Source organism: Lamprobacter modestohalophilus, assembly GCF_016583905.1.
Classification (GTDB): domain Bacteria; phylum Pseudomonadota; class Gammaproteobacteria; order Chromatiales; family Chromatiaceae; genus Lamprobacter; species Lamprobacter modestohalophilus.
In genome coordinates this window covers 81,313-107,597 of sequence record NZ_NRRY01000002.1, presented here as the reverse complement: position 1 = coordinate 107,597, position 26,285 = coordinate 81,313, and the positions used below count along the sequence as shown (strand labels likewise).

General features: G+C 62.0%; 25 protein-coding genes. 14 read left to right on the top strand and 11 right to left on the bottom strand.

Annotated elements, in window-relative coordinates:
* Positions 1-141: 141 nt before the first annotated feature.
* From CKO42_RS01585 to ppsR, 4 genes are all read right to left on the bottom strand, one after another.
* Positions 142-1,548, bottom strand: coding sequence for an NAD(P)(+) transhydrogenase (Re/Si-specific) subunit beta (locus CKO42_RS01585; RefSeq protein WP_200237383.1), 1,407 nt, complete (start codon positions 1,546-1,548; stop codon positions 142-144).
* A 6-nt stretch (positions 1,549-1,554) separates the two neighbouring features.
* A complete protein-coding gene (locus CKO42_RS01580) occupies positions 1,555-1,848 on the bottom strand; it encodes a proton-translocating transhydrogenase family protein (RefSeq protein ID WP_200237380.1) in 294 nt (97 codons plus the stop codon).
* 188 nt (positions 1,849-2,036) lie between these two features.
* Positions 2,037-3,128 (bottom strand): Re/Si-specific NAD(P)(+) transhydrogenase subunit alpha, encoded by a 1,092-nt coding sequence (locus CKO42_RS01575; RefSeq protein ID WP_200237377.1) that lies wholly within the window; start codon positions 3,126-3,128, stop codon positions 2,037-2,039.
* Positions 3,129-3,357: 229 nt separating this feature from the next.
* Positions 3,358-4,173: a posphoenolpyruvate synthetase regulatory kinase/phosphorylase PpsR gene (gene ppsR / locus CKO42_RS01570; RefSeq protein WP_200237375.1), complete on the bottom strand. Its 816-nt coding sequence runs from the start codon at positions 4,171-4,173 to the stop codon at positions 3,358-3,360.
* 84 nt (positions 4,174-4,257) lie between these two features.
* Here ppsR and CKO42_RS01565 point away from each other — a divergent pair, with 84 nt between their 5' ends.
* A complete protein-coding gene (locus tag CKO42_RS01565; RefSeq protein WP_200237372.1) occupies positions 4,258-4,722 on the top strand; it encodes a hypothetical protein in 465 nt (154 codons plus the stop codon).
* Between the two features lie 24 nt (positions 4,723-4,746).
* Here CKO42_RS01565 and CKO42_RS01560 read toward each other — a convergent pair whose 3' ends face one another.
* Positions 4,747-4,998, bottom strand: a complete 252-nt coding sequence (locus tag CKO42_RS01560) for a HypC/HybG/HupF family hydrogenase formation chaperone (RefSeq protein WP_200237369.1) — start codon at positions 4,996-4,998, stop codon at positions 4,747-4,749.
* A gap of 156 nt (positions 4,999-5,154) precedes the next feature.
* On the opposite strand from CKO42_RS01560, the gene CKO42_RS01555 reads away from it, so the two are divergent.
* The 8 genes from CKO42_RS01555 (at position 5,155) to CKO42_RS01520 (ending at position 13,323) form a co-directional block, all read left to right on the top strand.
* Positions 5,155-5,640, top strand: coding sequence for a HyaD/HybD family hydrogenase maturation endopeptidase (locus CKO42_RS01555; protein WP_200237366.1), 486 nt, complete (start codon positions 5,155-5,157; stop codon positions 5,638-5,640).
* 316 nt (positions 5,641-5,956) lie between these two features.
* Positions 5,957-6,406 (top strand): hydrogenase expression/formation C-terminal domain-containing protein, encoded by a 450-nt coding sequence (locus CKO42_RS01550; protein ID WP_200237361.1) that lies wholly within the window; start codon positions 5,957-5,959, stop codon positions 6,404-6,406.
* Positions 6,407-6,437: 31 nt separating this feature from the next.
* Positions 6,438-7,535: a hydrogenase small subunit gene (locus tag CKO42_RS01545; RefSeq protein ID WP_200237358.1), complete on the top strand. Its 1,098-nt coding sequence runs from the start codon at positions 6,438-6,440 to the stop codon at positions 7,533-7,535.
* On the top strand, positions 7,532-8,158 hold the full coding sequence (locus CKO42_RS01540; protein WP_200237803.1) for a hypothetical protein: 627 nt from the start codon (positions 7,532-7,534) through the stop codon (positions 8,156-8,158). The genes CKO42_RS01545 and CKO42_RS01540 overlap by 4 nt, the downstream gene beginning before the upstream one ends.
* Positions 8,155-9,489 carry a (Fe-S)-binding protein gene (locus CKO42_RS01535; RefSeq protein ID WP_200237355.1) on the top strand — a complete coding sequence of 445 codons (1,335 nt, stop codon included), beginning with the start codon at positions 8,155-8,157 and terminating at the stop codon, positions 9,487-9,489. The genes CKO42_RS01540 and CKO42_RS01535 overlap by 4 nt, the downstream gene beginning before the upstream one ends.
* Positions 9,486-11,270, top strand: a complete 1,785-nt coding sequence (locus CKO42_RS01530) for a nickel-dependent hydrogenase large subunit (RefSeq protein WP_200237351.1) — start codon at positions 9,486-9,488, stop codon at positions 11,268-11,270. Before CKO42_RS01535 ends, CKO42_RS01530 begins: the two co-directional genes overlap by 4 nt.
* Positions 11,271-11,711: 441 nt before the next feature.
* Positions 11,712-12,518, top strand: a complete 807-nt coding sequence (locus CKO42_RS01525; protein ID WP_200237343.1) for a MotA/TolQ/ExbB proton channel family protein — start codon at positions 11,712-11,714, stop codon at positions 12,516-12,518.
* Positions 12,511-13,323 carry a flagellar motor protein MotB gene (locus tag CKO42_RS01520; RefSeq protein WP_200237339.1) on the top strand — a complete coding sequence of 271 codons (813 nt, stop codon included), beginning with the start codon at positions 12,511-12,513 and terminating at the stop codon, positions 13,321-13,323. Before CKO42_RS01525 ends, CKO42_RS01520 begins: the two co-directional genes overlap by 8 nt.
* A gap of 116 nt (positions 13,324-13,439) precedes the next feature.
* On the opposite strand, the gene CKO42_RS01515 is transcribed toward CKO42_RS01520, so the two are convergent.
* The 4 genes from CKO42_RS01515 to CKO42_RS01500 form a co-directional block, all read right to left on the bottom strand.
* Positions 13,440-14,207, bottom strand: a complete 768-nt coding sequence (locus CKO42_RS01515; RefSeq protein WP_200237335.1) for a tRNA threonylcarbamoyladenosine dehydratase — start codon at positions 14,205-14,207, stop codon at positions 13,440-13,442.
* A 122-nt stretch (positions 14,208-14,329) separates the two neighbouring features.
* Positions 14,330-15,091, bottom strand: coding sequence for a TatD family hydrolase (locus CKO42_RS01510; RefSeq protein WP_200237332.1), 762 nt, complete (start codon positions 15,089-15,091; stop codon positions 14,330-14,332).
* A gap of 163 nt (positions 15,092-15,254) precedes the next feature.
* Complete coding sequence (locus tag CKO42_RS01505; RefSeq protein ID WP_200237329.1) at positions 15,255-16,004, bottom strand: NYN domain-containing protein; 750 nt, start codon at positions 16,002-16,004, stop codon at positions 15,255-15,257.
* 67 nt (positions 16,005-16,071) lie between these two features.
* Positions 16,072-16,599: a DUF2058 domain-containing protein gene (locus CKO42_RS01500; RefSeq protein WP_200237326.1), complete on the bottom strand. Its 528-nt coding sequence runs from the start codon at positions 16,597-16,599 to the stop codon at positions 16,072-16,074.
* Between the two features lie 283 nt (positions 16,600-16,882).
* Here CKO42_RS01500 and CKO42_RS01495 point away from each other — a divergent pair, with 283 nt between their 5' ends.
* The 5 genes from CKO42_RS01495 (at position 16,883) to CKO42_RS01475 (ending at position 24,466) form a co-directional block, all read left to right on the top strand.
* Positions 16,883-17,401, top strand: a complete 519-nt coding sequence (locus tag CKO42_RS01495; RefSeq protein WP_200237322.1) for an OmpH/Skp family outer membrane protein — start codon at positions 16,883-16,885, stop codon at positions 17,399-17,401.
* Between the two features lie 238 nt (positions 17,402-17,639).
* Positions 17,640-17,876 (top strand): HP1242/YdcH family protein, encoded by a 237-nt coding sequence (locus CKO42_RS01490; RefSeq protein WP_200237315.1) that lies wholly within the window; start codon positions 17,640-17,642, stop codon positions 17,874-17,876.
* Between the two features lie 180 nt (positions 17,877-18,056).
* The gene (locus tag CKO42_RS01485; protein WP_200237312.1) at positions 18,057-19,850 is read left to right on the top strand and encodes an ABC transporter transmembrane domain-containing protein; all 1,794 of its coding nucleotides are present in this window, start codon (positions 18,057-18,059) and stop codon (positions 19,848-19,850) included.
* Positions 19,851-20,294: 444 nt separating this feature from the next.
* Positions 20,295-21,236 carry a PhnD/SsuA/transferrin family substrate-binding protein gene (locus tag CKO42_RS01480; RefSeq protein WP_200237309.1) on the top strand — a complete coding sequence of 314 codons (942 nt, stop codon included), beginning with the start codon at positions 20,295-20,297 and terminating at the stop codon, positions 21,234-21,236.
* Positions 21,233-24,466 (top strand): putative bifunctional diguanylate cyclase/phosphodiesterase, encoded by a 3,234-nt coding sequence (locus tag CKO42_RS01475; RefSeq protein ID WP_200237306.1) that lies wholly within the window; start codon positions 21,233-21,235, stop codon positions 24,464-24,466. Before CKO42_RS01480 ends, CKO42_RS01475 begins: the two co-directional genes overlap by 4 nt.
* 110 nt (positions 24,467-24,576) lie before the next feature.
* Here CKO42_RS01475 and CKO42_RS01470 read toward each other — a convergent pair whose 3' ends face one another.
* A complete protein-coding gene (locus tag CKO42_RS01470; protein WP_200237303.1) occupies positions 24,577-25,425 on the bottom strand; it encodes an amino acid ABC transporter substrate-binding protein in 849 nt (282 codons plus the stop codon).
* Positions 25,426-25,588: 163 nt separating this feature from the next.
* Entirely contained in the window at positions 25,589-26,080 is a 492-nt protein-coding gene (locus CKO42_RS01465; RefSeq protein WP_200237299.1) for a PH domain-containing protein, read from the bottom strand.
* Positions 26,081-26,285 lie beyond the last annotated feature (205 nt).

The window sequence follows — 26,285 nt, the reverse complement described above, 5'->3', positions numbered from 1 at the left end:
TGGTCCTCAAATCGGGAAGAAGTTGATGGACGGTTTCTAAGCTGAGCCTCGAACCGGTCTTTTGGCCGGAAGCAACTGAAGAAAGCCGGGGAAACTGCCCTCACAAGGCAGTCCCCGGTCTCTAGCTTCAGCCCGGTCAGCTCAGTGCCCACCACCCTTCAGCGACGAGACAATGCCTTCGATCGTATCCTTGGCATCGCCAAAGATCAGCGAGGTGTTGTCTTGATAGAACAGCAGGTTATCGACGCCTGAGTAGCCCGGACGCATGGAGCGCTTAAGGAAGTAGACTTGCCGCGCCTTGCCAGCATCCAGAATCGGCATGCCGTAGATCGGGCTGGTCTTATCCTCCTTGGCCGCGGGGTTGACGACATCATTCGCGCCGACCACCAGCACCACATCGGTGCTCGGGAAGTCCGGGTTGATCTCGTCCATCTCCAGGACCTGATCGTAGGGGATGTCGGCCTCGGCCAGCAGCACGTTCATGTGGCCCGGCATCCGACCCGCGACCGGATGGATGGCGAACTTCACCTCCACATCCCGCGCCTGCAGCAGTTCCATCATATCCTTCAACGCGTGTTGACCCTGGGCTACGGCCATGCCGTAACCGGGCACCACGATGACGCGGTTGGCATCCTCCATCCAATACACCGCATCCTCGACCGAGGCCGATTTAACGCCCTTCTCGGACGCGACCGCGCCAGCGCCGCCGCTACCGCTGCTATCGGTTCCGAAGCCGCCGAAGATCACGTTGATGATGCTGCGGTTCATCGCCCGACACATGATGAACGAGAGGATGGCACCGGAGAAGCCAACCAGCGCGCCGACGATGATCAGCAGATTGTTGTGCAGCGTGAAGCCGGTCGCCGCCGCCGCCCAGCCCGAGTAGCTGTTCAGCATCGAGATGACCACCGGCATATCGGCGCCGCCGATCGGGATGATCAGGGTGCCGCCGAGGGTAAAGGCCAAGAGTGTCATCAACACCAGCGAGACCCAGCTGCCGGTGCTCGCGAAATGTACCGCCAGCGCAATGGTGGTGATGGCGATCAGCGCGTTCAGCGCATGCTGACCCAGGAACTTGATCGGCGCCCCGGACATGATCCCCTGCAACTTGGCAAAGGCGATCACCGAACCGGTGAAGGTAATCGCGCCAATGACGATGCCGGCCGAGAGCTCACCCATGAGCAGGGAATTCAGCGTGCCGGCCTGGGCGCGATTGATGAAGGTGCCGATGGCGACCAGCACCGCGGCCATGCCGACAAAACTGTGCAGTGCGGCCACCAACTGCGGCATCGCCGTCATCTGGATGCGCAACGCCAACACGATGCCGATCACCGCTCCGATAACGCCGGCGATACCGATCAACCAGTAGCCCTGGACCTCGGCGCCGCCGAGGGTCGCACCAATGGCGATGGCCATGCCAAGCATGCCGAATAGGTTGCCGCGCCGGGCCGTGGCTGGATGAGTCAGGCCCTTGAGGGCAAAGATGAACAGGATCGCCGAGGCCAGATAGGCCAGCGCCTGGGCGGTGGGAGACAGCGTCAGATCCATGAGTGATCAGCCCTTTTTCTGCTTCTTCTTGAACATCGATAGCATCCGATGGGTCACCAGAAAGCCACCGAAGACGTTGATGCTTGCGAGCAATACGGCGATGAAGCCAATCAAGGAGGCGCCGATGCCGGCCTCGTCGAGCCCGGTCACCAGCAGCGCCCCGACCAGCACGATACCGGAGATGGCATTGGTCAGCGCCACCAAGGGCGTATGCAGTGACGGCGTGACACCCCAGACCACGTAGTAGCCGATAAAGCAGGCGAGCACGAAGACATAGAGCGCAAGGATGGATTCAGACATCCGGGGGACTCCGTTAAAGTAGTGAATGGCAGGTGCTGAGTGGCGAGTGGCGAGTAGCGAGTAGCGAGTGGCGAGTGGCGAGTGGCGAGTGGCGAAAACCTCGTCCGACGCTTAGGGCCGCTCTTCTCGCTCGGGCTTAACGGCTCAGCATCGGCGTTGGTGGAAACTTGCCTCAGCGCTTTGCCGACTCAGCGCGCGATCAGCATGGCCGCAGTAATTTCATCCTCGGTCAGGTCCCGGAGCACCGGACCGCTGTCTGAGGGCTCGACCATGATCTCCAGCAGATTCGAGAGGTTTTTGGCGTAGAAGGCGCTGGCATCGGCCGGAACCATCGACGGATAGTTGGTATGGCCAACGATGATCACGCCTTGGTGGTCGATGACCTGATCAGGCTCTGAGAGCTTGCAGTTGCCGCCATTGGCAGCCGCAAGGTCGACGATCACCGAGCCGGTTCGCATCCGCTCCACCACCTCAGTGGTGATCAGCTCAGGCGCTGGCCGGCAGGGGATCAGCGCAGTGGTGATGATGACATGGGCCTTGGCCAACTCGTCCCCGAGCAATTGCTGCTGGCGGGCCTTGGCCTCGTCAGACAGTTCCTTCGCGTAGCCGCCCTCGCCCGCGCCACTCTCACCGAGATCGAGTTCGATCGGCTTGGCGCCGAGCGAGGCGATCTGCTCTTTGGTCTCTGGACGCACATCGTAGGCGAGCACATCGGCGCCGAGTCGGCGCGCGGTCGCGATCGCCTGCAGGCCGGCAACACCCGCCCCGAGCACCACCAAACGCGCCGGTTTGGCCGATCCGGCCGAGGTCATCATCATCGGGAAGAAGCGTCCGTAGTGAGACGCCGCCTCGATGACCGCCCGATAGCCGGCAATATTGCTCTGCGACGAGAGTGCGTCCATCGACTGCGCGCGTGAGATGCGCGGCATCCGCTCCATCGCCAGCACCTGCACGCCATTCTCGACCATGCGTGAGAGCAGCGGATCATCGCCGCAGCCCTCAACCAGGCTGATGTAGACACTGCCAGAACGGACCGCACGCGCCTCATCGTCACTCGGCCGCCGCACCTTGAGCACAAGGTCAGCCGAGAAACAGGCATCGCGTTCGACAACCTGGACCCCGGCCTCGGTGTAGGCCGCATCCCTGTAATGTGCCGCTACGCCAGCGCCAGCCTCAACCAGCACCTCGAAGCCCTTGGCGACGAGTTTCTTCGCCACCTCGGGCGTGGTCGCGACGCGCCGTTCGCCGGCGAGCGTCTCTTTTGGAATACCGAGCTTCATACAGTCGCTTCCGGGTAATTTCGATTCAGGGGGCTCAGTGCAGGGCTTCGGCCAGCGCCCGCTTGTGCGCGCCGCTTAAGACCTGCCATGAACTCGCGCGAGTCGGCCAGCCTGCGTCAGCCCCCCGCATGCGCATCTGCATCTCGGCGCCAGCGGTCAGCTGGCTGAGCAAGGCTTCGATGAAAGCGCGGCATTATCGGCGCTCGGCAGCCTGATCTCAATGGCCGCGTCAGTGTTGGCCGGAATTGCGAAGACCGCGCAGCACCTGTGCCGAGATCTCCTCGATCGACTGGCTGGTGGTATCCAGCACCGGCACCCCGAGCCGGCCCAGCATCTCATGCGCCAGACGGATATCGTTGCGACAGCGTGCCAGTGACGCATACTCGCTGCCCGGCCGTCGCTCCTCACGGATCAGATGCAACCGTCTCGCCTCGATGGTGAGGCCGAACACCTTCTCTTTCACGGCGCAGACCTCGGGCGGCAGGGCCTCACGCTCGAAATCGTCCTCGGTGAGCGGGTGATTGGCCGCGCGCAGTCCATAGTGGATCGCCAGATAGAGACAAGTCGGCGTCTTGCCGGAACGCGAGACCCCGACCAAGACCACGTCCGCGTGGCGGAAGTTGTCCGGACGCATGCCGTCGTCATTGCTCATGGCAAAGTTGATCGCCTCGATGCGCTTGGTATACATGCTGGGCTTGGTGATCGCATGACTGCGCCCAGACTCGCGACTCGGCGAAACACCGAGCTCCTGACTGAGCGGCTCGACGAACTGCTCGAACAGCTCCAGGTGAAAGCAATCGCCTTCTCTCAGGATCGCGGCGATACTGGCATCGAGCATGGTCGAGAAGACCAAAGGGCGGGCACCGTCACGCTCCGCAGCCTCATGCAATCGCTGCGTCAGCGCGCGCGCGCGTGCCTCGGTGTTGATATACGGCATGTAGACCTGCTCGAAATCGACGCTGTCGAATTGCGAGAGGAGACTATGACCGAGGGTCTCGGCGGTGATGCCGGTGCTCTCGGAGACGAAGAAGACGGTTCGCTTCATAGGCTTGTGATTCACGTCAATGCGGTGTAGGTGGTCGAGGCAAGATAGTAGGCGACGACAAGAACATTAGGAGACTGACCCCTCATGGCGACCATCAGCAACGACAAAGCGCTTCGTGATCTGCTCGAGCAGCTCTCCGTCGAGCAACAACGCCTGCTCGGCTTGCGGTTTGCGCAGAGCCTCATCCACCTGAGCCGCGATGAACGGGTGAAGCGGGCCATCGAGATCGGACTGCGCCCCGATGCCTCCGAATCGGAACTCGAAGACGCCTATCGCGGCGCCAAGGCCTGGTCGACCAAGACCTATACCGACTGCGGCAAAGACACCGACTGGCTCGCTCAAGGCGACCATTTCGTTGCCGCCGCCGTTGCCGCGGCGTTGACCCCCGACAGCATGCTCCCAGACAACAAGACCAACCGGGCCTGGAAGGCGGCCATGCATGCACGCATGGCCAACAACTGCGAGTTGGTCGAGGGGGAAGGCAACGCCCACCTCGACGAGGTCAAACGGCAGTACGAGATTGCCGGCGAGTTCGCCAGCGCGGATTGATCTCGCCAGCGGCCCACACTGCCGTCACCGCTGCTCAGCCCCGGCGGCAGTGGCCTCAGCCGCAAGCATCTCGTCATACACCGACCAGGCGTCAGCGGCACGCTCAGCCGAGATCTTCTCGATCGCGTGGCCGAGATGGATGACGACGAAATCCCCGACCGCCAGCTCCTCCGGGTCGAGCATCAACAGGCTCACCTCGCGCTCGACCCCCTTGGCCTCACAGCGCGCGCCAAACCCATTGATCTCAAGAATCTGCATCGGGATACCCATGCACACGGGACCGCCTCCATCATCATGTCGCAATGCGTTGAGGCTAAGCCGCGGGCAGGGGCCATCGCAAGCGGCTTACATCAATGCCCGAGCCGATGAGCCCATTTCACGCACTCGCTGACGACCAGAGTGCCCAACACACCAGCGACAGGAGCCGCCAACATGCCCGCCACAGGTACCTTGATCCTCGGACTTGGCAACATCCTGCTCACCGATGAGGCCGTCGGCGCGGTTGTCTTGCAGGCCTTGGAGCCGATCGCCGCCACCGACCCCGACCTCAACCTCTATGACGGCGGTACCCTTAGCTTCACCTTGGCCGGCCCCATTGGCGATGCGGCGCGGTTAATCGTTGTCGATGCCGCCGCGATGGGCGATCCACCAGGCACCGTGCGCCTGTTCGAAGGCGAGGCCATGGACCGCCAGCTCAGCACACACGCAAAGAGCGTGCACGAGGTCAGCCTCGCTGATCTCTTCGATATCGCTCGACTCACGGACACGCTGCCCAGCCAACGCGCCTTGATCGGTATCGAGCCGCAACAGGTCGACTGGGGGGATCAACTCACCCCGCCGGTGGCTGCAGCCGTGCCTGAGGTCGTCGACCAGATCCAGGCGTTGCTGCAACGCTGGCGCAACACTGCGGCTGCCTAACTGCCGAGAACAGAAGCATCAACAGAAGCATCGCCTGCGCTCACGCCGTGGCGGGGATGGCGATGATGGCCTGCAGTTCCGTGTAGCGGCCTCACCCGCGCTCGCGCCGTAGTGGGGCAGATCTCTGCAGCTGAAGGCGCGGCGAGCCAGGACTGCTGACACAAGCCACCGCATAAATCACAGGCTGGTTATCCAGGCCATGAGATTTCGCAGGAATCAGCAGGGTTATTAGCGCAGTTGCGACAAAGGGTGCGATAGGTCAAACACGGCTGAATAAGCGCTGACTAACATAAGAGCCAACCGATGGAGGAGCCTGATGGCGGAACTCGCCGGCATTCCAATTCATATCGAGCAGCCCGAAGCCGAACCGCAGCAATTCGGCAACGCGCTGCCCATCCTCAATGAGATCCGCCATGCGCTGGCTCGGTTCGCTGAGCGCGCTGAGCCGACCCGCATTGATCTCGCCGCGATACCCTTCGGCCCCGGCGACGAAGCGCGTTTGATGGCGCTGCTTGGCCGCGGCGAGGTCGAGGCCACCATCGACGCGCTCGGCCCCACCCGCGTCTGGGAGACCCGCTTTCCTGGGGTCTGGGTGCTCGACTACGCCAATGTCGAGGGCGAGCGCATCGCACTGCAGATCGAGATCGACGAGGTTCCCCAGATGCTGCGCACCCAGCGCGCCGACATCACTGATTCGTTGGCCGCGCTCGACGCAGCACTTGCGTCCGCAACCGCGGCCGATCCGGCGGCTGAGTCCCGCCACTGACCGCTGAATTCCAGCAATGGCAGGAGAAACGATGGCCACATCGAAGACCTTAGGCGAAAGCCTGCGCCAGCACGGGGTGTCACGCCGTGGATTTCTCAAATTCTGCGCCGCGACGGCGTCGATGATGGCGTTGCCACCCAGCATGGCGCCAGCGATTGCACAGGCGCTGGAAAAGGCGCGGCGGCCATCCGTCATCTGGCTCTCCTTTCAGGAATGCACCGGCTGCACAGAGTCGCTGACCCGCAGCTTCTCGCCCACGGTCGAGAACCTGATCTTCGATGTGATCTCACTGGACTACCATCACACCTTGCAAGCTGCGGCGGGCGATGCCGCCGAGCATGCTCGCGAGCAGGCGATGAATACCAATGCCGGTGAATACCTAGTGGTGGTCGACGGCTCCCTACCCGGCCCCAATGCGAACCCGGGTTATTCGACCATCGCCGGCATCAGCAACTACGACATGCTGATGGATACCATCGATGGCGCCGCCGCGGTGGTTGCGGTCGGTACCTGTGCCGCCTTCGGCGGTCTGCCGAAGGCCGACCCCAACCCGACCGGCGCCGTCTCGGTGCAGGACCTGGTCAAGGACAAGCCAGTGATCAACGTCTCCGGCTGCCCGCCCGTGCCCATGGTCATCACCGGCGTGCTGGCGCAGTTCCTCACCTTCGGCACCCTGCCCGAGCTCGACGAATATGGCCGCCCGCGCGCCTTCTTCGGCCAGTCGATCCACGATCGCTGCTATCGTCGGCCGTTCTACGACAAGGGCAAGTTTGCCGAATCCTTCGACGACGAGGGCGCCAAGGCCGGCTGGTGCCTGTACCGGCTCGGCTGCAAGGGACCCATGACCTACAACGCCTGCGCGACCATGAAGTGGAACGGCGGCGCCAGCTGGCCGGTCGAGGCGGGCTATCCCTGCCTCGGCTGCTCCGAGCCCGATTTCTGGGATGCTGGCGGCTTCTACAAGGCGCTCTCGGTGCCGACCGGCTCACCCGGTGATGTCTTGCTCACCGCGGGAGCTGTCGGCGCCGCGGTCGGCGTCGGCGCGGGCCTGATGAGTCGTAACCAGGGCAAGCAGGCCGTCAAGCATCACGACAAGGTCACCGCCGATCAATTAGAGGAGAAACTCTGATGACGCCGATGGATTTCCTCCTCCTGACCAAGGGGCCGCTGTTCAGTCTTGCGATCGCAATCTTCGCGCTCGGCATCCTGATCCGGCTGTTCGAGATCTTCGCCCTCGGCCGCGCCCATAACTATGCCGCGGCGCGCGGCAACGAGGTCATTCCGGGCCTGAAGACGATGTACCGGCGCTTCAACCCAGACCCCGGCACCCTCTGGCACGTTGGATTCGTGATCGCCCTCTTGCTGTTTATCCCACACATCGAGCTGATCAAGAGCACGCTCGGGGTCAGCTGGCCGGGGCTGCCGAACCCAGTGGTTGACGCGGTCACCGCCATCACGCTGCTCGGCCTGGTCGCCGTGCTGATTCATCGCCTGACCCATCCGGTGAAGCGCTTTCTGAGCACACCGCAGGACTACCTGATCTGGACGGTGACCTTCTTGCCGGTGCTGACCGGCTATTTGGCCTACCACCGACTGATCAATCCCTATCCCTTAGCACTTGGGCTGCACATCTTCACCGTCGAGATCTTCTTGATCGTGCTGCCGTTCACCAAGCTCACGCACATCTTTACCGCCTTCGTTGCACGCTACTACAACGGCGCCATCTTCGGCCGCAAGGGGATTCAATCATGACCCAGGGTACCCATTCATTTTCCGTCGAGCGCGGGCTCAATGCCTGGCGCGAGGAGATCGACGCGCCGGTTGCGGCCTTCTTCTCGAGCTGCGTGCACTGCGGCCTCTGCGCCCAGGCCTGCCCGTTCTTCGTCGAGACCGGCGACCCGAAGTACACGCCGATCCACAAACTGGAGCCGATGCGGCTGCTCTGGGAGCAGGAATTCACCCTCTGGGGCAAGCTGAAGAAGACCGTCAAAGATCGCGTCGACACCCAGCTCGGGCGCGCGCCAAAGCCATTGATCACCGACGAGATGCTGGAGGAGTGGGAGCCACTGCTCTACGACTCCTGCAGCATGTGCGGACGCTGCTCGATGGTCTGCCCGGTCGGCAACGATATCCATTACATGATCCGCAAGGCGCGCGAGGGCATGGTCGCCTCCGGCCATTCACCGGAAGGTCTGGTCGCTGCCTCAGTGCGCGCGGTGAATACCGGCAGCCCGATGGGCCTGCAGTGGAAGACACTGGATGTCCAGATCAAGCATGTCGAGACCGCCACCGGCCTCGAGGTACCGATCGACAAGCAAGGTGCCGACTATCTGGTGCTGCTGTCATCGATGGAGATCATCAACTTCCCCGAATACCTGGAAGCCATCACCAAGATCTTCGACCACGCCGGTGTCAGCTGGACCCTGAGCAAGACCTGTTTCGAGGCGACCAACGCCGGCATCCAGATCGGCTCCAAGGACATCGCCGCGACCCTGGTGCAGCGCGTCGTCGATGCCGCTGAGCAGTTGCAGGTCAAGAACGTCATCAGCCCCGAGTGCGGCCATGCCTACACGGCGATCCGCTGGGAAGGCCCGAACGCGATCAAGCGCGCCTATCCGTTCAAGGTCTACCACATCATCGAGGTGCTCGATCAGCTGCGCGCCGACGGCCGCATCAAGACCGAGGGCAAGGAGATGGACCGCCTGTCGATGCATGACCCCTGCAACCTGGCGCGTAAGAGCGGCGTGGTGCAGCAGCAGCGTAGCCTGATGGATCTGGTCGCCAGCAACTTCGTCGACCTCAAAGAGCACGGTGAATTTCAGTGGTGCTGCGGTGCCGGCGGCGGCGTTAGCTCCAACGAGCGTGCCGAGCCGCTGAAGCTGGCCGCGTTCAAGCGCAAGAAGGCACAGATCGAGGAGGTCGAGCCCGAGCGCATGGTGACCATGTGCGCCACCTGCCGCACCCAGCTCGAAGAGGGCCTAGAGGAGTTCAACATGGACATCCCCGTGGTCGGGCTGACCGAGATCATCGCCGATCATCTGGTCGAGAAAGAGGTCGAGAACAAGAAGGCTGAAGAATCATGAGCGAGCGCGTCGTCGTCGACCCCATTACCCGCATCGAGGGTCATCTGCGCATCGAGGCGGAGATGAACGGGCAGGATATTGCCAAGGCCTACTCGTCCGGCACCATGGTGCGCGGACTCGAGATCATCCTGCGCGGGCGCGACCCGCGGGACGCCTGGGCCTACGCACAGCGCATCTGCGGCGTCTGCACGCTGGTGCACGGCATTGCCTCGGTACGCTCAGTCGAGGATGCGCTGAACTATCCGATCCCGCCGAACGCGCAGCTGATCCGCAACCTGATGATCGGCGCCCAGTACATCCATGACCATGTGATGCACTTCTATCATCTGCATGCGCTGGACTGGGTGGACGTCGTCTCGGCGCTCAGTGCCGACCCAGCCGCGACCTCGCAGCTCGCGCAGCAGATCAGCGCCAAGACCGCGGCTGATCTCGGCACCAGCAGCTGGGGCAAGTCGTCGCCCGGCTACTTCAGCGATATCCAGAAGCGGCTCAAGACCTTCGTCGACGGTGGCCAGCTCGGCATCTTCGCCAACGGCTATTGGGGCCATCCGGCCTACAAGCTGCCGCCCGAGGCCAACCTGATGGCAGTCGCGCATTATCTCGAGGCCCTGGGCTGGCAGCGCGAGGTGGCCAAGCTGCATGCGATCTTCGGTGGCAAGAACCCACATCCGAACTTCATCGTCGGCGGCGTCGGCTCGCCGATCGACCTGAACTCGGACTCGGCCATCAACGCCAAGAAGCTGTCTCAGGTCCAGGATCTGATCAAGAACATGCAGGCCTTCGTCGAACAGGTCTACATTCCGGATACCCTGGCCATCGCCGGCTTCTACAAGGATTGGGCGCAGAAGGGTGAAGGCCTCGGCAACTTCCTCTGCTACGGCGACCTACCCTACAGCGGCTCGAGCGCGGACAGCAGCGACCTATCCGATCTCCTGTTCCCGCGCGGCGCCATCCTCAACCGCGATCTCAGCACGATCCATCCGGTCGATCTGCACGCGGAGGGCGAGATCCAAGAGTTCGTTGCCCACGCCTGGTACGACTACAAGGACGGCAAGCAGGCCGGATTGCACCCGTATGACGGCGAGACCAAGCTCGACTACGACGACCGCGGCGGTCCCAAGCCTCCCTACAAGCAGCTCAATGTCGACGACGGCTACTCCTGGCTCAAATCGCCACGCTGGAACAACAACTCGGTCGAGGTCGGGCCACTCGCGCGCATGCTGCTGCTCTATGCGGACAGTAGTGCACCGGCGCATGCGCAGGCCAAGGAGCTGGTCGACTATTCACTGACCACCCTGGGCCTACCCGTCGAGGGGCTGTTCTCGACGCTCGGGCGCACCGCCGCCCGCACGCTGGAATCGAAGATCGTCGCCGATGCCATGCAGACCTGGTACGACGCCTTGGTCGCCAACATCCGCGCCGGTGATACCCAGACCTTCAATGATGCCCTCTGGGAGCCGTCCAGCTGGCCGAAGCAGGCCCGCGGCGCCGGCTACATGGAGGCCCCACGCGGGGCGCTTGGGCACTGGATCGTGATCGAGAACGAGAAGATCGCGAACTATCAGGCCGTGGTGCCCTCGACCTGGAATGCTGGCCCGCGCGATCCCTCTGGCATTCCCGGTGCTTACGAGGCAGCGTTAGCCGACAACACCCAGCTGCATGATGCGCATCAGCCGCTGGAGATCTTGCGTACTATCCACTCCTTTGACCCCTGTATTGCCTGTGCAGTCCACCTTTCGGACCCGGAGACGGGCGAGGCGATCGAGATCAAGGTGAGCTGAGCCAGATCAGCTCAAGCAGATGAGCTGAGCCCACTCCCCGCGCGGAGTGGGCTCGGTTGACCATGTCCACCTCAGCGTGATATTGAGCCCATCTTTTTCGGCTCCACGGCAACCGGCCGGCTTACGACAGCGCTCCTGCCCTTAGGCGATTTCTCGCAAAGCGCACCCTGCCTTCCTGGTCTTTTCGATGGTCTTCTCGCTCGTCTTCTCGCTCGCCTGCTGCGTCGGGTCGTCAGCCACATCGCCCGGCGATGCTCCCGACGAGACGCCTTGATGGCAAACGACAATCCCGCACCATTCGGAAAGCGCTTTTCCGGCAATCGCCTTAAAGTCGACGAAAAAGAGGTATCATCACCCACCGCGGGCAGCGCCTCCATTGCACTCCCGCGCTCATCCCAGTAAAACACACCGTTCGGGCAGTTGACCTAAAGAGGCTATAACATGGACTTGGCGACCATTATCGGGATGCTCGGCGCCACGATCATGATCGTAGCGGCAATATCGCTTGGAAGTTCGCCGCTGGTCTTCGTCAATCCAGTGAGCCTGCTCATCGTTATTGGCGGTAGCATCCTGATTGTGCTCTCGCAGATGAGCTTTTCGGAGGCACGCAATGCATTGAAAGCGGCCGTCAAGGCGTTTAAGTCCAGCTTACCGGACGTTGAATCGACCATCGACGAGATGCTCGATATCGCCAAGGTCGCACGCAAGAGCGGCCTCCTTGCGCTCGAGGATCATGAAAGCAGCTCGAAATTCCTCGCTCAAGGGCTGCAGATGCTGGCCGATGGATACGCACCGGACATGCTCAGGGAGGTGCTCGACAAAGAGCGCTTGCTGACACTAGAGCGCAATCGCTCAGGTGCCCGCGCATTCACGCTGCTTGCCGATGTCGCACCAGCAATGGGGATGATCGGAACCCTGATTGGCCTGGTGGACATGCTGTCGAACATGTCGGACCCGGCCTCGATCGGGCCAGCGATGGCAGTCGCCCTGCTGACCACCCTCTACGGCGTGCTGATTGCCAATGTGATTGCGACCCCGATTGCCGAGAAGCTAGAGCTCCGGACCTTGCATCAAGAACAATTGCAATCGCTCTGGACCGACGCCCTGCTCGCCATCCAACAGGGCCGCAACCCCCGGATTGTCGAGCAGATGCTGATGACCTACCTGTCCCAAGAGCGCAGGGAGAAGCGTAACGACGCCGATGCAGATCAGGCGGCGGAGACAAGCGACGAGGCCGGCAATGTCTAAGAAGCGCGTTAAGTGCTCCAAGATACCATCCTGGATGGTGACCTATGCTGACCTGATGACCCTATTGCTCTGTTTCTTCGTGCTAATGCTATCGTTTGCGGAAATCGATGCGATCCGCTTCAAACGCCTCGCCGGCGAGCTCTCCAAGGCCTTTGGTGTGCAACGGGACGTCCCAGTAGAGGCGATCCCGATGGGCACTAGCCCAATCATGCGTGAGTTTACGCCGGGTCGCGTCGAGCCCATCCCGTTCGAGGAAATTCGCCAAAAGACCAGTGTTGAAAAACCCACGCTCGCCTCAGGCGAGATCGACTCCCGCGTCGTTGAGCGACTCAGCGAGCTTCAGGAGCGACTGACCGAAACCATTCGCGAGGTCGAGACGGGCGGCAATGTGGCCGTCGAGCGCGATGGGCTGGATATCATCATCCGCATCGATGAAAAAGGGAGTTTTCCGTCAGGATCGGCCGAGATCAGCGGTTCCTTCGAGACCTTGCTCGAGGCGCTCTCAAGCGAATTGAGCGAGATGCCTGGCTATATCGCAGTCGACGGCCATACCGATAATGTCCCGATCAACAGCCAGCGGTTCCAAAGCAACTGGGATCTCTCGGCGATGCGAGCTGCCGCGGTGACGAATGTTCTCCTCAAGAACCCAACCCTTGAGCCGTGGCGCCTAATCGTCCTCGGGCATGCCGAAACGCGCCCTCTAGAGCCGAACGACACGGCCGAGCAGCGGGCCCGCAACCGGCGCGTCGAACTCAGTCTGCGTGCTGGTGAGGAGATCGAGCGGGAGCTCGGCATTAGGGAGTGATCAGGGAGTGATCAGGGGACCGAACCCTGAAACGGATTAGCCCAGCAGATCAGATCATTTCCGCTGTATCGTTGCGCAGTGTTGTGCAAGGTTGTGCAAGGCTGTGCCCTTTTTCATCAACCAGGCTCCTCGACTTGCAAAAGCCGCTGCACGCACAACCCAGCCAGGGTCAAACCGAAGAGCCCAGGTAGATAACTGATGGTGCCGTTAACAGCTCGCGCTCGACCTCGCGACGTGGGCTCAGGCGCAAGCGGAGGACGCGGTGGCTCGTCTGACCAGACCGCGGTAATGCCTCGGCCGTAACCGCGCCTGCGTAGTTGCTGGCGCACCTTACGGGCTAGCGGGCAGCCGTTGCTATCCATCAGGTCGCCGACGCGAATCCGGGCCGGGTCAATCCGGCCGCCAGCACCCATGCTACTGACGAGCGGCGTGCTCGAATCAACCGCAGTACTCAGCAGCGCTAGCTTGCTATTCAGACTGTCGATCGCATCGACGACCTGATCGTAGCCACCATTGGCAATCAGCGATGGCAGTTCATCGGCAGCGAGAAACGCTTGGATCAGGGTCACCTGGCAGGCCGGATTGATATCGAGGACGCGCCGACGCATGACCTCGGACTTGTGCTCGCCGAGCGTGCTCTGTAACGCACAGAGCTGCCGGTTGATATTAGACGCAGCGACCGTATCGCAATCAGCCAGGATCAGCTCACCAACGCCGGCACGCGCCAGCGCCTCAGCCGCATAGGAGCCGACACCACCGAGCCCGGCGACCAACACCCGCGCGGCGCGCAAACGCTCGACACCCTGATCGCCGATCAGGATGCGCGTGCGCTCGGAGAGCCCAGCCGGTGCGCCAGTCGTCGCCAGCGCCTCATCCTCTGACATCAAATCACCTCCCTACTCGGCAGCAGCCGGCAGGCACGTCACTGTTCCGTGCTCGTCTTCTGCCGCATTCTGTATTGTTCGTGGCGCTCATGGGCAAATGCTCTAGCGCCTTCACCCGCGCATCACCCGAGGAGGTGTCGGCGCGCGTTGGCGGTCGTTTGCGCAGCAATCCGAACAGGCTCCTCACCGCGCACCGCCGCCAAGGCCTGCGCGACCTCGGGCAGATAAGCCGGACTGTTGCGTTGATAGTGGTGCGAGGCGACAGTCAGATCAGGCGCATCGGTCTCGAGCACGATCGCCTCGAGTGGCAGCTCGGCGGCCAGGCGGCGCAGGCGGCTCGAGCGTTCGAAGGTGAGCATGCCGCCGAAACCGATACAGAAGCCGAGGTCGATATAGCGTTGCGCCTGCTGCAGGCTGCCATTAAACGCATGCGCCGTGCCGCCAATCACCGGCGTCTCAGTCAACAGCCGCAGCATCTCCTCATGCGCCTTGCGCACATGCAAGAGCACCGGTAGCCGCGCCTCACGAGCGATCGCGAGCTGGGCACAGCAGAGTGCCAGCTGCCGATCACGGTCAGCATCCTTGGCATGGAAATCGAGCCCGATCTCGCCAATCGCGACCGGTTTGGCGGTGGCCAAGCGCTGCTCGAGTGCGGCCAGATCGCCGTCGGCGTGCCGCTCCAGATAGACCGGATGCAGGCCAAGCGCGGGATAGAGCCCAGCGTCGCTCGCACAGATCCCGAGCAGCTTATCCCAGCCCGCGGCATCGATCCCGGGTACCACGATCGATTCCACGCCGACAGACCGCGCAGCGGCCAAGACCTCGGCGCGATCGACATCGAATGCGTCAACATCGAGATGGCAGTGGGTATCGATCAGTGTCATCAGCATGGAGCCAAGAAACTGTCCATCAACTCCTTAACGATTTGAGGACCACGCTAAGGCAATCATCGGGGAGCAGAAAGTAGGCAGCTGCGCAGGGCGGCCAACTCGGGTTGTCGACTGCTCGGGTTGTCGATTGCTCGGATTTTCGACTGGTCGCGCCGACTCAATCGCCCTCGACCGCGCGCGTATCGCGGATGTAGTAGTGCTTACTTGGCCCGTCGCCGATCAGCCGCGCCTGCACCTCGAACAGCTTGGTCGCCTTGATCAGCTCGCTGAGCTTGGCATAGCCGTAGCTGCGCTGATCGAACTGCGGCGCCCGCTTGTTGATGGTGTTGCCGACGCTCGAGAGCTCGGCCCAGCCGTCATCGTCGGCCGTGTCTTCGACGGCACGCCGCATCAGCGTCACCAACCGCGCATCGGCGCGCAGCTCCTTGGTACCGAGCCGCTTCGGCGACTTGGTCGCAGCGCCCTCGCCCTTGAGCAACTCGGTGAAGATGAACTTATCGCAAGCAGCGACGAAGGCGTCTGGTGTCTTCTGCTCGCCAAACCCATAGACCCGAAGGCCTGACTCCCGAATCCGCGCCGCCAGCGGTGTGAAGTCACTGTCGCTCGAGACCAGACAGAAGCCATCGAAGCCGCCGCTATGCAGCAGGTCCATCGCATCGATGACCATCGCCGCATCGGTCGCGTTCTTGCCCTTGGTATAGGCGAACTGCTGGCGCGGCTGGATGCTGTGTCGCAACAGCACCTCCTTCCAACCGCCGAGATTCGGACGCGTCCAATCGCCGTAGATACGCTTGACCTGCGCGGTGCCATAGTTCGCAACCTCCTCGAGCAGGCCATCGATGACCGATGCCTGCGCGTTGTCGGCATCGATCAGCAACGCGAGACGCTTTTCAGTCGTTTCCGCCATCGGGCTTCAGCTCCAAAAGATGAGGGGATCACCAGCCGCGATCACCAGCGGCGATCACCAACCGGGATCACCACATCAAGTCGTCAGGCACCTTGAAATCGGCATACTCGTCATCGCCGTCCTCCGACTCTGGCTGATTATGCACCAGTACCAACGCCGGCTCGGCGCTCGCGAGACGCTCGGCGACGGCCGCCGGAACCAGCTCGTAGAAATCGTCATGACGCACGATGGCTAGGCCCCCAGCAACCAGATCGCGATGCTGGGCAGCGCTGACGTAGAGTCGCTTCAAGGCCTTGCCGTCGGTGAAATTGTAGGCGGTATCGGCCACCGAGCGCGCGATTCGGTTATCGCGCACCAGCTGCCAAAGCGCGATCTGCTCAGCCTTACGCTTCGCCTCCTCGTCGCGCTGGCGATTCAGCTCCTGATCGCGCTTGCGCTTCTCGGCGGCAGCCTCAGCCGCCTGCTGGCGCTGGGCGGCGTCCGGAGGCTGGGCTCCAGAGCGCTTCTGCTTACGCTTCTTCGACTTGGTGCTCCGGGCCTGCTGCTCGGTCGCCAGCCCGGCCTTCACCAGTTGATCCTGTAGGGAGCCCGCCATGCGTTCCAACCTCCGGCACCGCGAGCCCAGGGCCCGTCAGCAGCAAGATATCAAGTAACCTTGAATTGTAACGCCTACGCCCAGTTTCCGCGCCATCCGGTCGCCGCTCGGCCAAATCCGGGCCCAATGGCTGCGCTGAGCACGAACACTCAGGCCCATCCCTGGTCGCGCTGCCAGCAGACGAAGCACTTGATGCGCGGCAAGCGGTATACAATTACGCGCCACAGCCGCGGCTTCCAGCATGACAGGAGGCCCATCCGTCCAGCCCCCTAGGAGCTCAGCCATGAATCACCGTTTTTCCATCCTCGGTCTTTTGATCGCAATCCCATTGGCCATCGCCACCCCGACCTTGGCCAGCGAGATCGGTTATGTCGACATGCAGCGGGTCTTGGAGGAAAGCCAGCTCGGCAAGACGGCTCAGGCCAATCTGCAAGAGCGGTTCGGTGACGAACAACAAGCCTTCGCCGAAGAAGAGGCCGCCATCCGCCAGCTGCAACAGAAGCTTGAGCGCGACAAACCCTTGATGAGCACCGCTCAAGTCGAAAAGACCGAAGAGGAGATTATCGGTCGGATCAAGCAGTTCGAACAGGACTTCGCAAAGATCCAGCAGCAGCTCGCGCAGGCCCAGCAGCAGGAGGGCCAGAAGATCTTGAAGCCCGCCCGCGATGCGGTGATCAGCGTCGCTAAGAAGCGAAAGATCGACGCGGTCTTCGAGGCGAACCAAGCCGGCGTCGTCTATCTCGACGAGGATGGCGACCTCACCGACGCGGTGATCAAGGCGATGGATGCTGGCGCAAACTAGCCTAGCAACCGATAACCGTGGGAAAGTCACGCGACACTTGACCAAAATTCCTGCATTTTTGCTAACTCAGATCAGGTTTTTCCGCCCCAGCCAAGGGCAGTTCATGACCGCTGGTTTACAATTCTGAGGAGGGTCTTGTGCGCGTAGGTAAACGCCGTGCTGTGGCCCGTCCATCACCCATTCAATAAGACATCAGCACCGCCGTTGAAGCGGTGCCGTTCCGGAGGTTCACAAGCCGATGCTTGGAGAAATTCACGATGTGCTCCATGAGTTTCCGGAGCTCGAAGGCAAGATTGACGAGATGCGCGCGAGCAACTCTGCCTTTTCCGAGCTCATGGATTCTTATGACACGCTGGATGCGAAGGTTCGCAAGCTCGAGGAGCTCGGCACACCCGTTGCCGACGAAACCATCGAGGAGCTTAAGAAAGAACGTTTGCTGCTCAAGGATAGGCTCTACGATCTTCTCCGGACCTAATCCCGGATCAGCGTCAGCACAGGGGCAGCGATTGCACGCTGAGTACCCACCCGCAGCCTGACCTCGCCCGCCGCGTCCGACAATCAGCGCTAGCTAAAGGCCGCGGCGGCCCTTCTTGATCCGAGCGCATTGCCCATGCTGACAGCGCAAGGCACCGCCTCGAGCCACGGATAGCACCTCATGCGATCCTCTCCCTCGTCAGCCGACGCTCTCGATCGGCCGCGGAGTCGCCGTTTGCGACCACTGGTCCGCTTGCTTGGCTTCGGGCGTCCTTATCTCGGCCGTCTGCTGCTGGCCGTCGCGGCCTTGCTGTTCGCCGCTGGGGCGCTGTTGGCCTTTGGCCAGGTGATTCGCCATGTGGTCGATAGCGGCCTGGCCAATGGCTCACCGGCTTCGCTGAACAGAGCCTTGCTGCTGTTCTTGCTAGTCGTGGTGCTGTTGAGCGGCGCCGTCGGACTGCGTAGCTGGCTGCTGAATTGGCTCGGCGAGCGGATCGTCGCCGATGTGCGGCAAGCCGTGTTTGAGCGTGCCTTGGCGCTCAACGTCGGCTTCTTTGAGACCACCCGCACCGGCGAAGTCATCTCACGACTGACCAGCGATACCGCGCTGTTGCAGACAGTGGTCGGCTCGACCTTCGCGATGGGCCTGCGCAGTGCGCTGCTCACGGTCGGCAGCCTGGTCATGCTCGCGATCACCAGTCCGCAGCTCACCAAGCTGGTCCTGCTCGGGGTTCCGCTGGTGCTGGTCCCAGCCTGGGTGCTTGGCCACCGGGTGCGACGGTTGTCGCGGCTCAGTCAGGATCGGATCGGCGATGTCGGCGCCTATGTCGACGAAAGCTTGCACGGGATTCGCACGGTACAGGCCTTCTGTCACGAGCCGATCGATCGCGCACGCTACGGCGAGCGCGTCGAGGAGGCCTTCGGTACGGCGATGCAGCGCTCGCTGGCCAGCGCGCTGTTGAGCACACTGGTGACCCTGCTGACCTTCGGCGCGATCGGCGTCGTGCTCTGGTTCGGCGGCCGCGAGGTGCTGGCTGGGCGCATCACCGGCGGCGAGCTCTCAGCCTTCCTGTTCTACGCCATCCTGGTCGCCGGCAACGTTGGCGCCTTATCGGATATCGCAGGCCAACTGCTGCGTGGCGCTGGCGCCGCTGAGCGCTTGATGGAGCTCCTCGAGACCGAGCCAGCGATTACCCCACCCGCTCACCCGCAACCGCTGCCAATGCCGGTTCGGGGTCAGGTCAGCGCCGAGCGCCTGAGCTTTACCTATCCATCACGCCCCGAGCATCCCGCCCTCGCCGAGATTGATCTCGAGATCGCGCCTGGCGAACAGATCGCGCTGGTCGGTCCGTCCGGGGCCGGCAAGTCGACGCTGTTCCACCTCTTGCTGCGCTTTTATGATCCTCAGCAGGGGGTACTGCGGCTCGACGGCATCGATCTGCGCGCGATGGAGCCGGCCGACTTCCGCCGCCAGATCGTCATCGTTCCGCAAGACCCGGTGATCTTCGGCGCCGATGCCATCGAGAACATCCGCTATGGGCTGGAGGCCGATGCAGCGGCCGTTGAGGCCGCGGCCCGAGCCGCGCACGCGCATGAGTTCATCCAGCGGCTACCAGACGGCTACCGAACCTTCCTCGGTGAGCGCGGCGTACGCCTCTCCGGCGGCGAGCGCCAGCGCATCGCCATCGCGCGGGCCATCCTTCGCGATCCCGCCGTACTGCTGCTCGACGAGGCCACCAGCGCCCTCGACGCCGAGAGCGAGCGCTTGGTACAGGACGCCCTTGAGCACCTGATGCAAGGACGCACCAGTATCGTCATCGCGCATCGATTGGCGACGGTCCGCAATGCCGACCGCATCCTGGTCTTGGATCAAGGGCGCATCGTCGCCAGCGGCCGACACGAGCAACTCCTTGCCGACGGCGGCCTGTACGCGCGGTTGGCAGCCTTACAGTTTCAAACGCTCGAGGCAGACTGACAGCCTGTCGCCAAGGCGCGCCGGTCCAGACAACTGACGATCATGGCGCGGCGCTACCCTGCCCAAGCCCTGCGCTCGAGCCCTACGCCCAAGCCCCTGCGCCCAAGCAACCGGCACTGAAGCACATCGTGCTCCCACCGGGCTCCCACCTGGCTCCCACCAGCTTCCACCGGACTCTCACCTCGCCAAGAACGCACACTGACCCTGCCACAGCTCAATCCCACGATCGTCTCTAACGCCGGGCGCCTTGCTAATCCACCCTACCTGGACTAGCCTCCAGCTTGCCCGGATGCTTTCTTTAATAAGCAGATAAGTATCTGCTTATTAAAGAAAAAATGATCGAAAACAGCAGGGGCCTCAGTCATGCGCTCAGAGGGGAACTGTCATTCGTCGCGGCTTCGAGTCCTCCTCGTTATCGGTCTCCTGTGTTGGCTGCTGCCGCTGATGGCTGCAGCACAACCGCTGCGCTTCGCGCCGCTTCCGCTCGAAGACCCAAAGATCATCCACGAGCAGATCGGCGGACTGATTGACTTCCTGGCCGAACAGGCCGAGGTATCGATTCAGTGGACCCATTTCCGTGACTATGGCGATTTGCTCACCGCCTTCCATGAAGGTGAGATCGACCTGGCCTACCTTGGCCCCTTGCCGCTCGCCATCCTGCAGCGCGATCACAGCCATGCCCAGCCCTTGGGCTGCTTCCGCGAAGCCGATGGCGCCCCACATTACACCTGCTCCTTGGTGGCCTACGCTGATGACAGCCTGTTTCCATCTGAAATCCAGGGCAAACGCATCGGACTCACGCAACCCTACTCGACCTGCGGCTGGCTGGCGGTCTCGGAGATGCTGCGCGCTGCTGGCCGACGCCTCGATGGCGATACCAATCAGTTCACCTATGCCGGAAACCACGCCAATGCAGCGCTGGGCGTCGTTCGGGGCCGTTTCGATGTGGCGGGCGTCAAGACGGCCATCGCCCAGCGCTATGCACACCTGAATCTGGAACCGATCGCCGAGAGTCAGCGCTGGCCAGGTTTCTCGTTGGTCGCCAACACCGCCACCTTGTCGGCTGCGATGGTTGCGCGACTACAGGAAGGGCTGGCAAGCCTAGAAGACTTGGAGCACAAGCCAGCCCTAGCGCAACTGACAGCCTCATGGGGGCCACAGGTCCGGCACGGGATTGTCGCGCCCAGAAATTGTGACTACGCGGCAGTTGCGGATGCGTTGAGTTACCTGCCTTGGCCGATTCCAGGTGCTCCGATTCCGGAAGCACCCTTGCCACCAGAAGAGCGCATCACTTCGCTGCAGCGTACATCGGGAAGACCAGCAGAAGCAGCGGCGCCGATGACGCCACTGGCGGAAGCTCGATTACAGGCTGTTCAACGGCCATGAAGGTCTGGTCGTTTCGACGGATCAAGCGGGCGAGCGTCATCGCGCTGCTAGTCTTCTTGCTCGCGGAATCCCTCCTTGCCTGGACGCTGTGGATGGTCTTTCGCAATGAGACGACCCACCTGCTCACGCTGTATCGGAGTGAACTCGAGCGCAGCTACGAGGATATCGTCAACGATTATGCGCGGCTGATCACCTTACTGAACCTGCAGTCCGTCGACGTGCCGGCGGTGCGCAAACTGCTTGCGCAAGCCGCCTCGGCCTCGGTTGAGGAGCGGCGCGCGCTGCGTGGAAGCCTGTATCGCGCTCTAGCGCCGACCTATGACCTGCTGCGATCACAGGATCTGCGGGTGCTGCAATTCGTTGAGCCAGACGGGCGCTCGTTTCTGCGCTTCAACCGTCCCGATCTCTATGATGATCGCATTGCCTCGCAACGCCCGATCCTGGCCGAAGTCATTGCCAATCAGCAGGCCGCACAAGGATTCGAGAATGGCCGCGTCTATCCTGGCTACCGGTATGCCTATCCGCTGTTCCAGGATGATCAGTTCATCGGCGTCGTCGATTACAGCCTCTCGTTCGATGCGTTGCGCAGGGCCGCTCAGCGATTAGGCGACACCGCGTCCGGCAGCGACCAGACCGGCCGACAATCCGCCAACCGACTCCTGCTGAGGCGCGACCTCATGCAGAAAATCGCTCATCCCAGCGCGCTCGCGTTGTTCGAGACGACACCCCTGCACCCGGATTACCTGGTCGAGGACGATACGAGCTCGCTACGCGATGCAACCCTGGTCGAACCGAAGCCGCCATGGGTGGCCGCCCTCGATCTCAATCTGGCCTCAGATCAGGGTATCCACCTAGCGATGGAACGAGGTGACCCTTTCGCGCGCAATACCTGCATTGGACTCAGCCGATGTTGGGCCGTGCTGGTGCTCCCGGTCCGTGACAGCCAAGGCCAGATCGCGGCTTCATTCGTGTCATATCTCGAAACGCCGGAATACGTGGTACAACGCGACTGGTTTATCGGTCTGTTCCTCATCGTCACGCTGGTGCTCGGCTTCTTGGTACTGACATTAAGGCGCTGGATCAGCTCGCGTCAGAGCCTTCGCACCATCGGCGATCACATGGCCGAAGGGCTCTATGTGATGGATCGTGATGGCCGTATCCTGTATTCGAATCAGGCCGCCTCGGAGCTGCTCGGCTATTCGCAAGATCAGCTCAGCCGGCAGAGCGCACATCAGTTGTTCCACCTGCACGGCGAGCCCGATGATGTCCCAGCCTCTGAATGCCCGGTGCAGCAGGCACCCTTACGTGGCGAGGTGTACCGCAGTGATACCGAGGTCTTTCGCCATCGCGATGGGCAGCGACTGCCGGTGAGTGTGGTTGCTTCGCCACTGTACGTCGAAGGTGAGCTCAGTGGCTCGGTGGTGCTCTTTCGAGATCTGCGCGCAGAAAAAGCGGCGAAGGAAAAGCTACAGACCGCCGACGTCGCCTTCCGTCATCTCGCCGAGGCGGTCTGCGTCACCGATCAGCGAGCCAGTATCCAGGCCGTCAACGCGGCCCTGACGCGCATTACCGGGTATCGCGAAGACGAGGTGCTCGGCAAGAATCCTAGCATCTTCGCCTCAGGTCGTCAGGACAAGGCGTTCTATGAAAGACTGTGGCACGAGCTACTCACGCGGGGGCATTGGGAGGGCGAACTCTGGAATCGGCGCAAAAACGGCGAGGAATTTCCTGAATGGCTGAAGATCAATGCGGTACGAGACCCGTCAGGAGAGATTGTCGGCTTCGTTGGCGTCTTCAACGACATCTCCGAGCTCCGCGCCAAAGAGGCGCGGCTGCATGAGCTGGCTTACTTCGACCAAGTCACCGGTCTCTATAACCGCAATGCCTTTTTGGAGGCACTCGAAGAAGAGCTGAGTCAAGCGCAGGCGTCTGCGAGCCAGTTTGCCTTGTTGCTCTGCGACATTGACCGCTTTAAGCGAATCAATGATTCACTCGGCCATGCCGCTGGTGACCAAGCGTTGAAGAAGATTGCTGGTCGTATACAGCAGGTTCTTGGGCCAACCGACTGTGCAGCGCGCTGCGGAGGCGATGAATTCGGACTGATGATGCGCTGCCTGGAGCACCCGGCAGCCCCGTCACACACAGCGCACGCCCTGCTCGCCGCCTTACGTCATCCCATCAAGATCGCTGGTAAGCGGGTTGACGTCAGTGCCAGCATCGGCATTGCGCTGTTCCCCAAGGATGGGCAGGACAGCGCCACCTTGATCAAATGTGCGAATGCCGCCTTATTGCAGGCCAAAGCACAGGGACGCAATGGCTATCGGTATTTCACCGCGGCCCTCGACGATGATGCCAACAGCCGCTTCGAGCTGGAGTCGGCGTTGCGCAATGCGCTCAGGAAGCGCCAGTTCCGCGTGCATTATCAGCCCAAGGTCTCTTTGGTTGACGGACGTGTTGTTGGCCTTGAGGCGTTGGTGCGCTGGCAGCATCCCAGCGAGGGACTGCTCAGCCCTGGTCGCTTCTTGGCGGTTGCGCAAGAGACGGGGCTGATGCAGCCGATCACCGAATGGGTGCTCCAAGAGGCCTGCCGCCAGTGCAAGCAGTGGCAAGCCGAGGGGCTGAGCGTCGGGCGGATATCGATCAATCTCGATGTCGGCTTCTTCCAGCCGTCATTGCTCGAGAAGCTGTTGCTACAAACCGTGCGCGAGTCGGGCATCGACCCACAGGATCTAGAATTCGAGATCCTCGAGGCCGCGATGCGCGACGAGCCGGAGATCGCCGAGTTTTGGCGGCATCTGGTCGGCGCCGGCTTCGAGCTCTCGATCGACGACTTTGGTACCGGTGAGTCTTCACTCTCGCGCCTCAAGCACCTGCCCTTCAGCACGCTGAAGATCGATCGCAAGTTCGTGCTTGATATCGTCGAGCAGGAGCGTGATTGGGCAATGGTCCGCACCATCATCGGGATGGCCAAGAGCATGGGCAAAGAGACCGTCGCCGAGGGCGTAGAGACCGAGCTGCAGGTGCGGTATCTGATCAACGCCGGCTGCGACATCGTACAAGGCTATTACTTCTGCAAGCCTTGTCCGGCCGCGGAGATCGTCACGTTCGTCAAAGCAGGATCAAGCATTGAGCGGGTGCAGACGCTTCGCAAGCAGCTGCGGCCCACCAATCAGGTCGTGCGATACCTAGAGCCCGCTCAGCGCAAAGCCGCTGAGCCGCGGCTGAGCTGAATCGCTGCGCCCAGCCTAACGCGCATGGCGCAGCGCCCCACCCCGGACAATGCCGCGCTCGAGATTCACGTGAATCAACGGCTCGCGCTCACCCGAGGAACGGCTCAGGATCAGTCGCTAAACCCATAGATGAAATAGATCGTTTCGAGCAGCCGCGTCGGCGCCGAGTCCTCACCAAACCAACGCTGGAAAATCTGATCGATCTCACCGCTGCGATAGACCTCAGCGAGGCCACGGTTGACTTCCAGCCGAAAATCGGCATCGTTGCGCGGCAACGCAAAGGCATAGGGCTCGACCGAAAAATTCGCATCCACGATGGCAAAGTCCTCGGCCTTGCCGGTATCCGCCACCTGGCCGATCAACAACAAGCGGTCGCCGGCAACCGCGTCCAGCTCATCCGCCATCAGCCGATCACGCCCGTCCTTAGCATCGCGGATCGGTAGCAGTTCTAGCTCGATACCCTGCTCGCTCAGCGCTGGGCGCAAGCGGCGTTCAGTCGTCGTCTCCGGCACCACACCAACCTTACGGCCGGCGAGATCGGCGAGCCCGCGCAGACCGCGATCACTCTTGACCAAGATCCCGCCAGACTCGACGAAGACGACATTGGAGAAATCGACCTGGCGCTGCCGCGCTAGGCTCATGGTGGTGGTGCCGCATTCAATGTCAGCCTCGCCATTGGCAACGGCGGCTACCCGGCGCGGCGTATTGCCCTCGATCCAGGCGATCTCGAGCGCGTCGAGACCGAGCGCCTGCTGCACGCTGGTGACGATATGCCGGCATAGATCGACTGAGTAGCCGCGCGGAACACCTTCAGTATCCTTGAACGAGATCGGATAGGCCGTTGGCGAGTAGGCGATGCGGATGGTCTGCGCGGCCTTGATCCGATCCAGCGCGCCGGTGTCAGCAAAGGTCGTGCCGAAGCTCAACAAGGCCAGGACAGCAGCGATGAGTCGCCACATTGGCCAGTCAGGTGGCAAGCCCAATCGGCAGCCATCGGCCGCGGGATGATGAGCGAGCCTCAGAAACGCAATCGGCGCAATCACCAGGGCCATGAGAGAGTCTGAGTCTATAATGAGCGGCATCGTGGGGGCCGTAAGCAAAGCGCAAGGGGACTGCGACAGGCTATTCATCACCAGCGCTGTATCCCTTGATGTGCTGACGAATCTCCTGCGGCCGCGGCAGCCCGCGGATGGTCAGCTCTGGCTCATCACCAGCGGTAAAGATCTGCAGGTCGCCAGCACCAACGATACGCTGGAACAACGACTGCCCAATGCGCACCGTGCGCACCGAGCCCATGTTGATCTCGGTGTACTCCTTGCTCAGCAGACCATGGGTCCAGACCAGCTCGCGCTCATAGATCTCGAGCTGATCCATCAGCGTGGCCAGCCACCAGCGCAGTAGTTGGAAGCAGCCAATCGCCAGCAGACCATAACCCACCCAGCGCAGGTCGAAGCCCTCTGGCAATTGAATCGGCTGCGTCGGCTCAGGCAGAAAAGGGATCGCCCCGGTGAAGGCGATGACTGCCCCCAAGAGTATCAGCACCCAGGCAACGAGGGCGCCAAAGGGGTGCGAGCGCCAGATCGAAGGGTTTGCCTTATAGAGCAGCTCAGACATGATGATTGACCACTATGCTTTGTTGATCCTAGGGCTTGGTTGATCCTAGGGCTTGGTTGATCCTAGAAACTGCAGATGACAGAGATAAACTTAGATGAAAGCCATCAATAAACATGGCCTTCGCAAGCAGACCAAGGACCAAGACCGAAGTCGCCACTCAATGCGCAGCCATGATGAGCCCCCAGGAATGAGCATCCGGCGCCGC

Excerpts from the sequence above, each read along its gene's own strand:
- CKO42_RS01585 (WP_200237383.1), bottom strand. The coding sequence starts at position 1,548 with ATGGATCTGACGCTGTCTCCCACCGCCCAGGCGCTGGCCTATCTGGCC.
- CKO42_RS01580 (WP_200237380.1), bottom strand. The coding sequence starts at position 1,848 with ATGTCTGAATCCATCCTTGCGCTCTATGTCTTCGTGCTCGCCTGCTTT.
- CKO42_RS01575 (WP_200237377.1), bottom strand. The coding sequence starts at position 3,128 with ATGAAGCTCGGTATTCCAAAAGAGACGCTCGCCGGCGAACGGCGCGTC.
- ppsR (WP_200237375.1), bottom strand. The coding sequence starts at position 4,173 with ATGAAGCGAACCGTCTTCTTCGTCTCCGAGAGCACCGGCATCACCGCC.
- CKO42_RS01565 (WP_200237372.1), top strand. The coding sequence starts at position 4,258 with ATGGCGACCATCAGCAACGACAAAGCGCTTCGTGATCTGCTCGAGCAG.
- CKO42_RS01555 (WP_200237366.1), top strand. The coding sequence starts at position 5,155 with ATGCCCGCCACAGGTACCTTGATCCTCGGACTTGGCAACATCCTGCTC.
- CKO42_RS01550 (WP_200237361.1), top strand. The coding sequence starts at position 5,957 with ATGGCGGAACTCGCCGGCATTCCAATTCATATCGAGCAGCCCGAAGCC.
- CKO42_RS01545 (WP_200237358.1), top strand. The coding sequence starts at position 6,438 with ATGGCCACATCGAAGACCTTAGGCGAAAGCCTGCGCCAGCACGGGGTG.
- CKO42_RS01535 (WP_200237355.1), top strand. The coding sequence starts at position 8,155 with ATGACCCAGGGTACCCATTCATTTTCCGTCGAGCGCGGGCTCAATGCC.
- CKO42_RS01530 (WP_200237351.1), top strand. The coding sequence starts at position 9,486 with ATGAGCGAGCGCGTCGTCGTCGACCCCATTACCCGCATCGAGGGTCAT.
- CKO42_RS01525 (WP_200237343.1), top strand. The coding sequence starts at position 11,712 with ATGGACTTGGCGACCATTATCGGGATGCTCGGCGCCACGATCATGATC.
- CKO42_RS01520 (WP_200237339.1), top strand. The coding sequence starts at position 12,511 with ATGTCTAAGAAGCGCGTTAAGTGCTCCAAGATACCATCCTGGATGGTG.
- CKO42_RS01515 (WP_200237335.1), bottom strand. The coding sequence starts at position 14,207 with ATGTCAGAGGATGAGGCGCTGGCGACGACTGGCGCACCGGCTGGGCTC.
- CKO42_RS01510 (WP_200237332.1), bottom strand. The coding sequence starts at position 15,091 with ATGACACTGATCGATACCCACTGCCATCTCGATGTTGACGCATTCGAT.
- CKO42_RS01505 (WP_200237329.1), bottom strand. The coding sequence starts at position 16,004 with ATGGCGGAAACGACTGAAAAGCGTCTCGCGTTGCTGATCGATGCCGAC.
- CKO42_RS01500 (WP_200237326.1), bottom strand. The coding sequence starts at position 16,599 with ATGGCGGGCTCCCTACAGGATCAACTGGTGAAGGCCGGGCTGGCGACC.
- CKO42_RS01495 (WP_200237322.1), top strand. The coding sequence starts at position 16,883 with ATGAATCACCGTTTTTCCATCCTCGGTCTTTTGATCGCAATCCCATTG.
- CKO42_RS01490 (WP_200237315.1), top strand. The coding sequence starts at position 17,640 with ATGCTTGGAGAAATTCACGATGTGCTCCATGAGTTTCCGGAGCTCGAA.
- CKO42_RS01485 (WP_200237312.1), top strand. The coding sequence starts at position 18,057 with ATGCGATCCTCTCCCTCGTCAGCCGACGCTCTCGATCGGCCGCGGAGT.
- CKO42_RS01480 (WP_200237309.1), top strand. The coding sequence starts at position 20,295 with ATGGCTGCAGCACAACCGCTGCGCTTCGCGCCGCTTCCGCTCGAAGAC.
- CKO42_RS01475 (WP_200237306.1), top strand. The coding sequence starts at position 21,233 with ATGAAGGTCTGGTCGTTTCGACGGATCAAGCGGGCGAGCGTCATCGCG.
- CKO42_RS01470 (WP_200237303.1), bottom strand. The coding sequence starts at position 25,425 with ATGTGGCGACTCATCGCTGCTGTCCTGGCCTTGTTGAGCTTCGGCACG.
- CKO42_RS01465 (WP_200237299.1), bottom strand. The coding sequence starts at position 26,080 with ATGTCTGAGCTGCTCTATAAGGCAAACCCTTCGATCTGGCGCTCGCAC.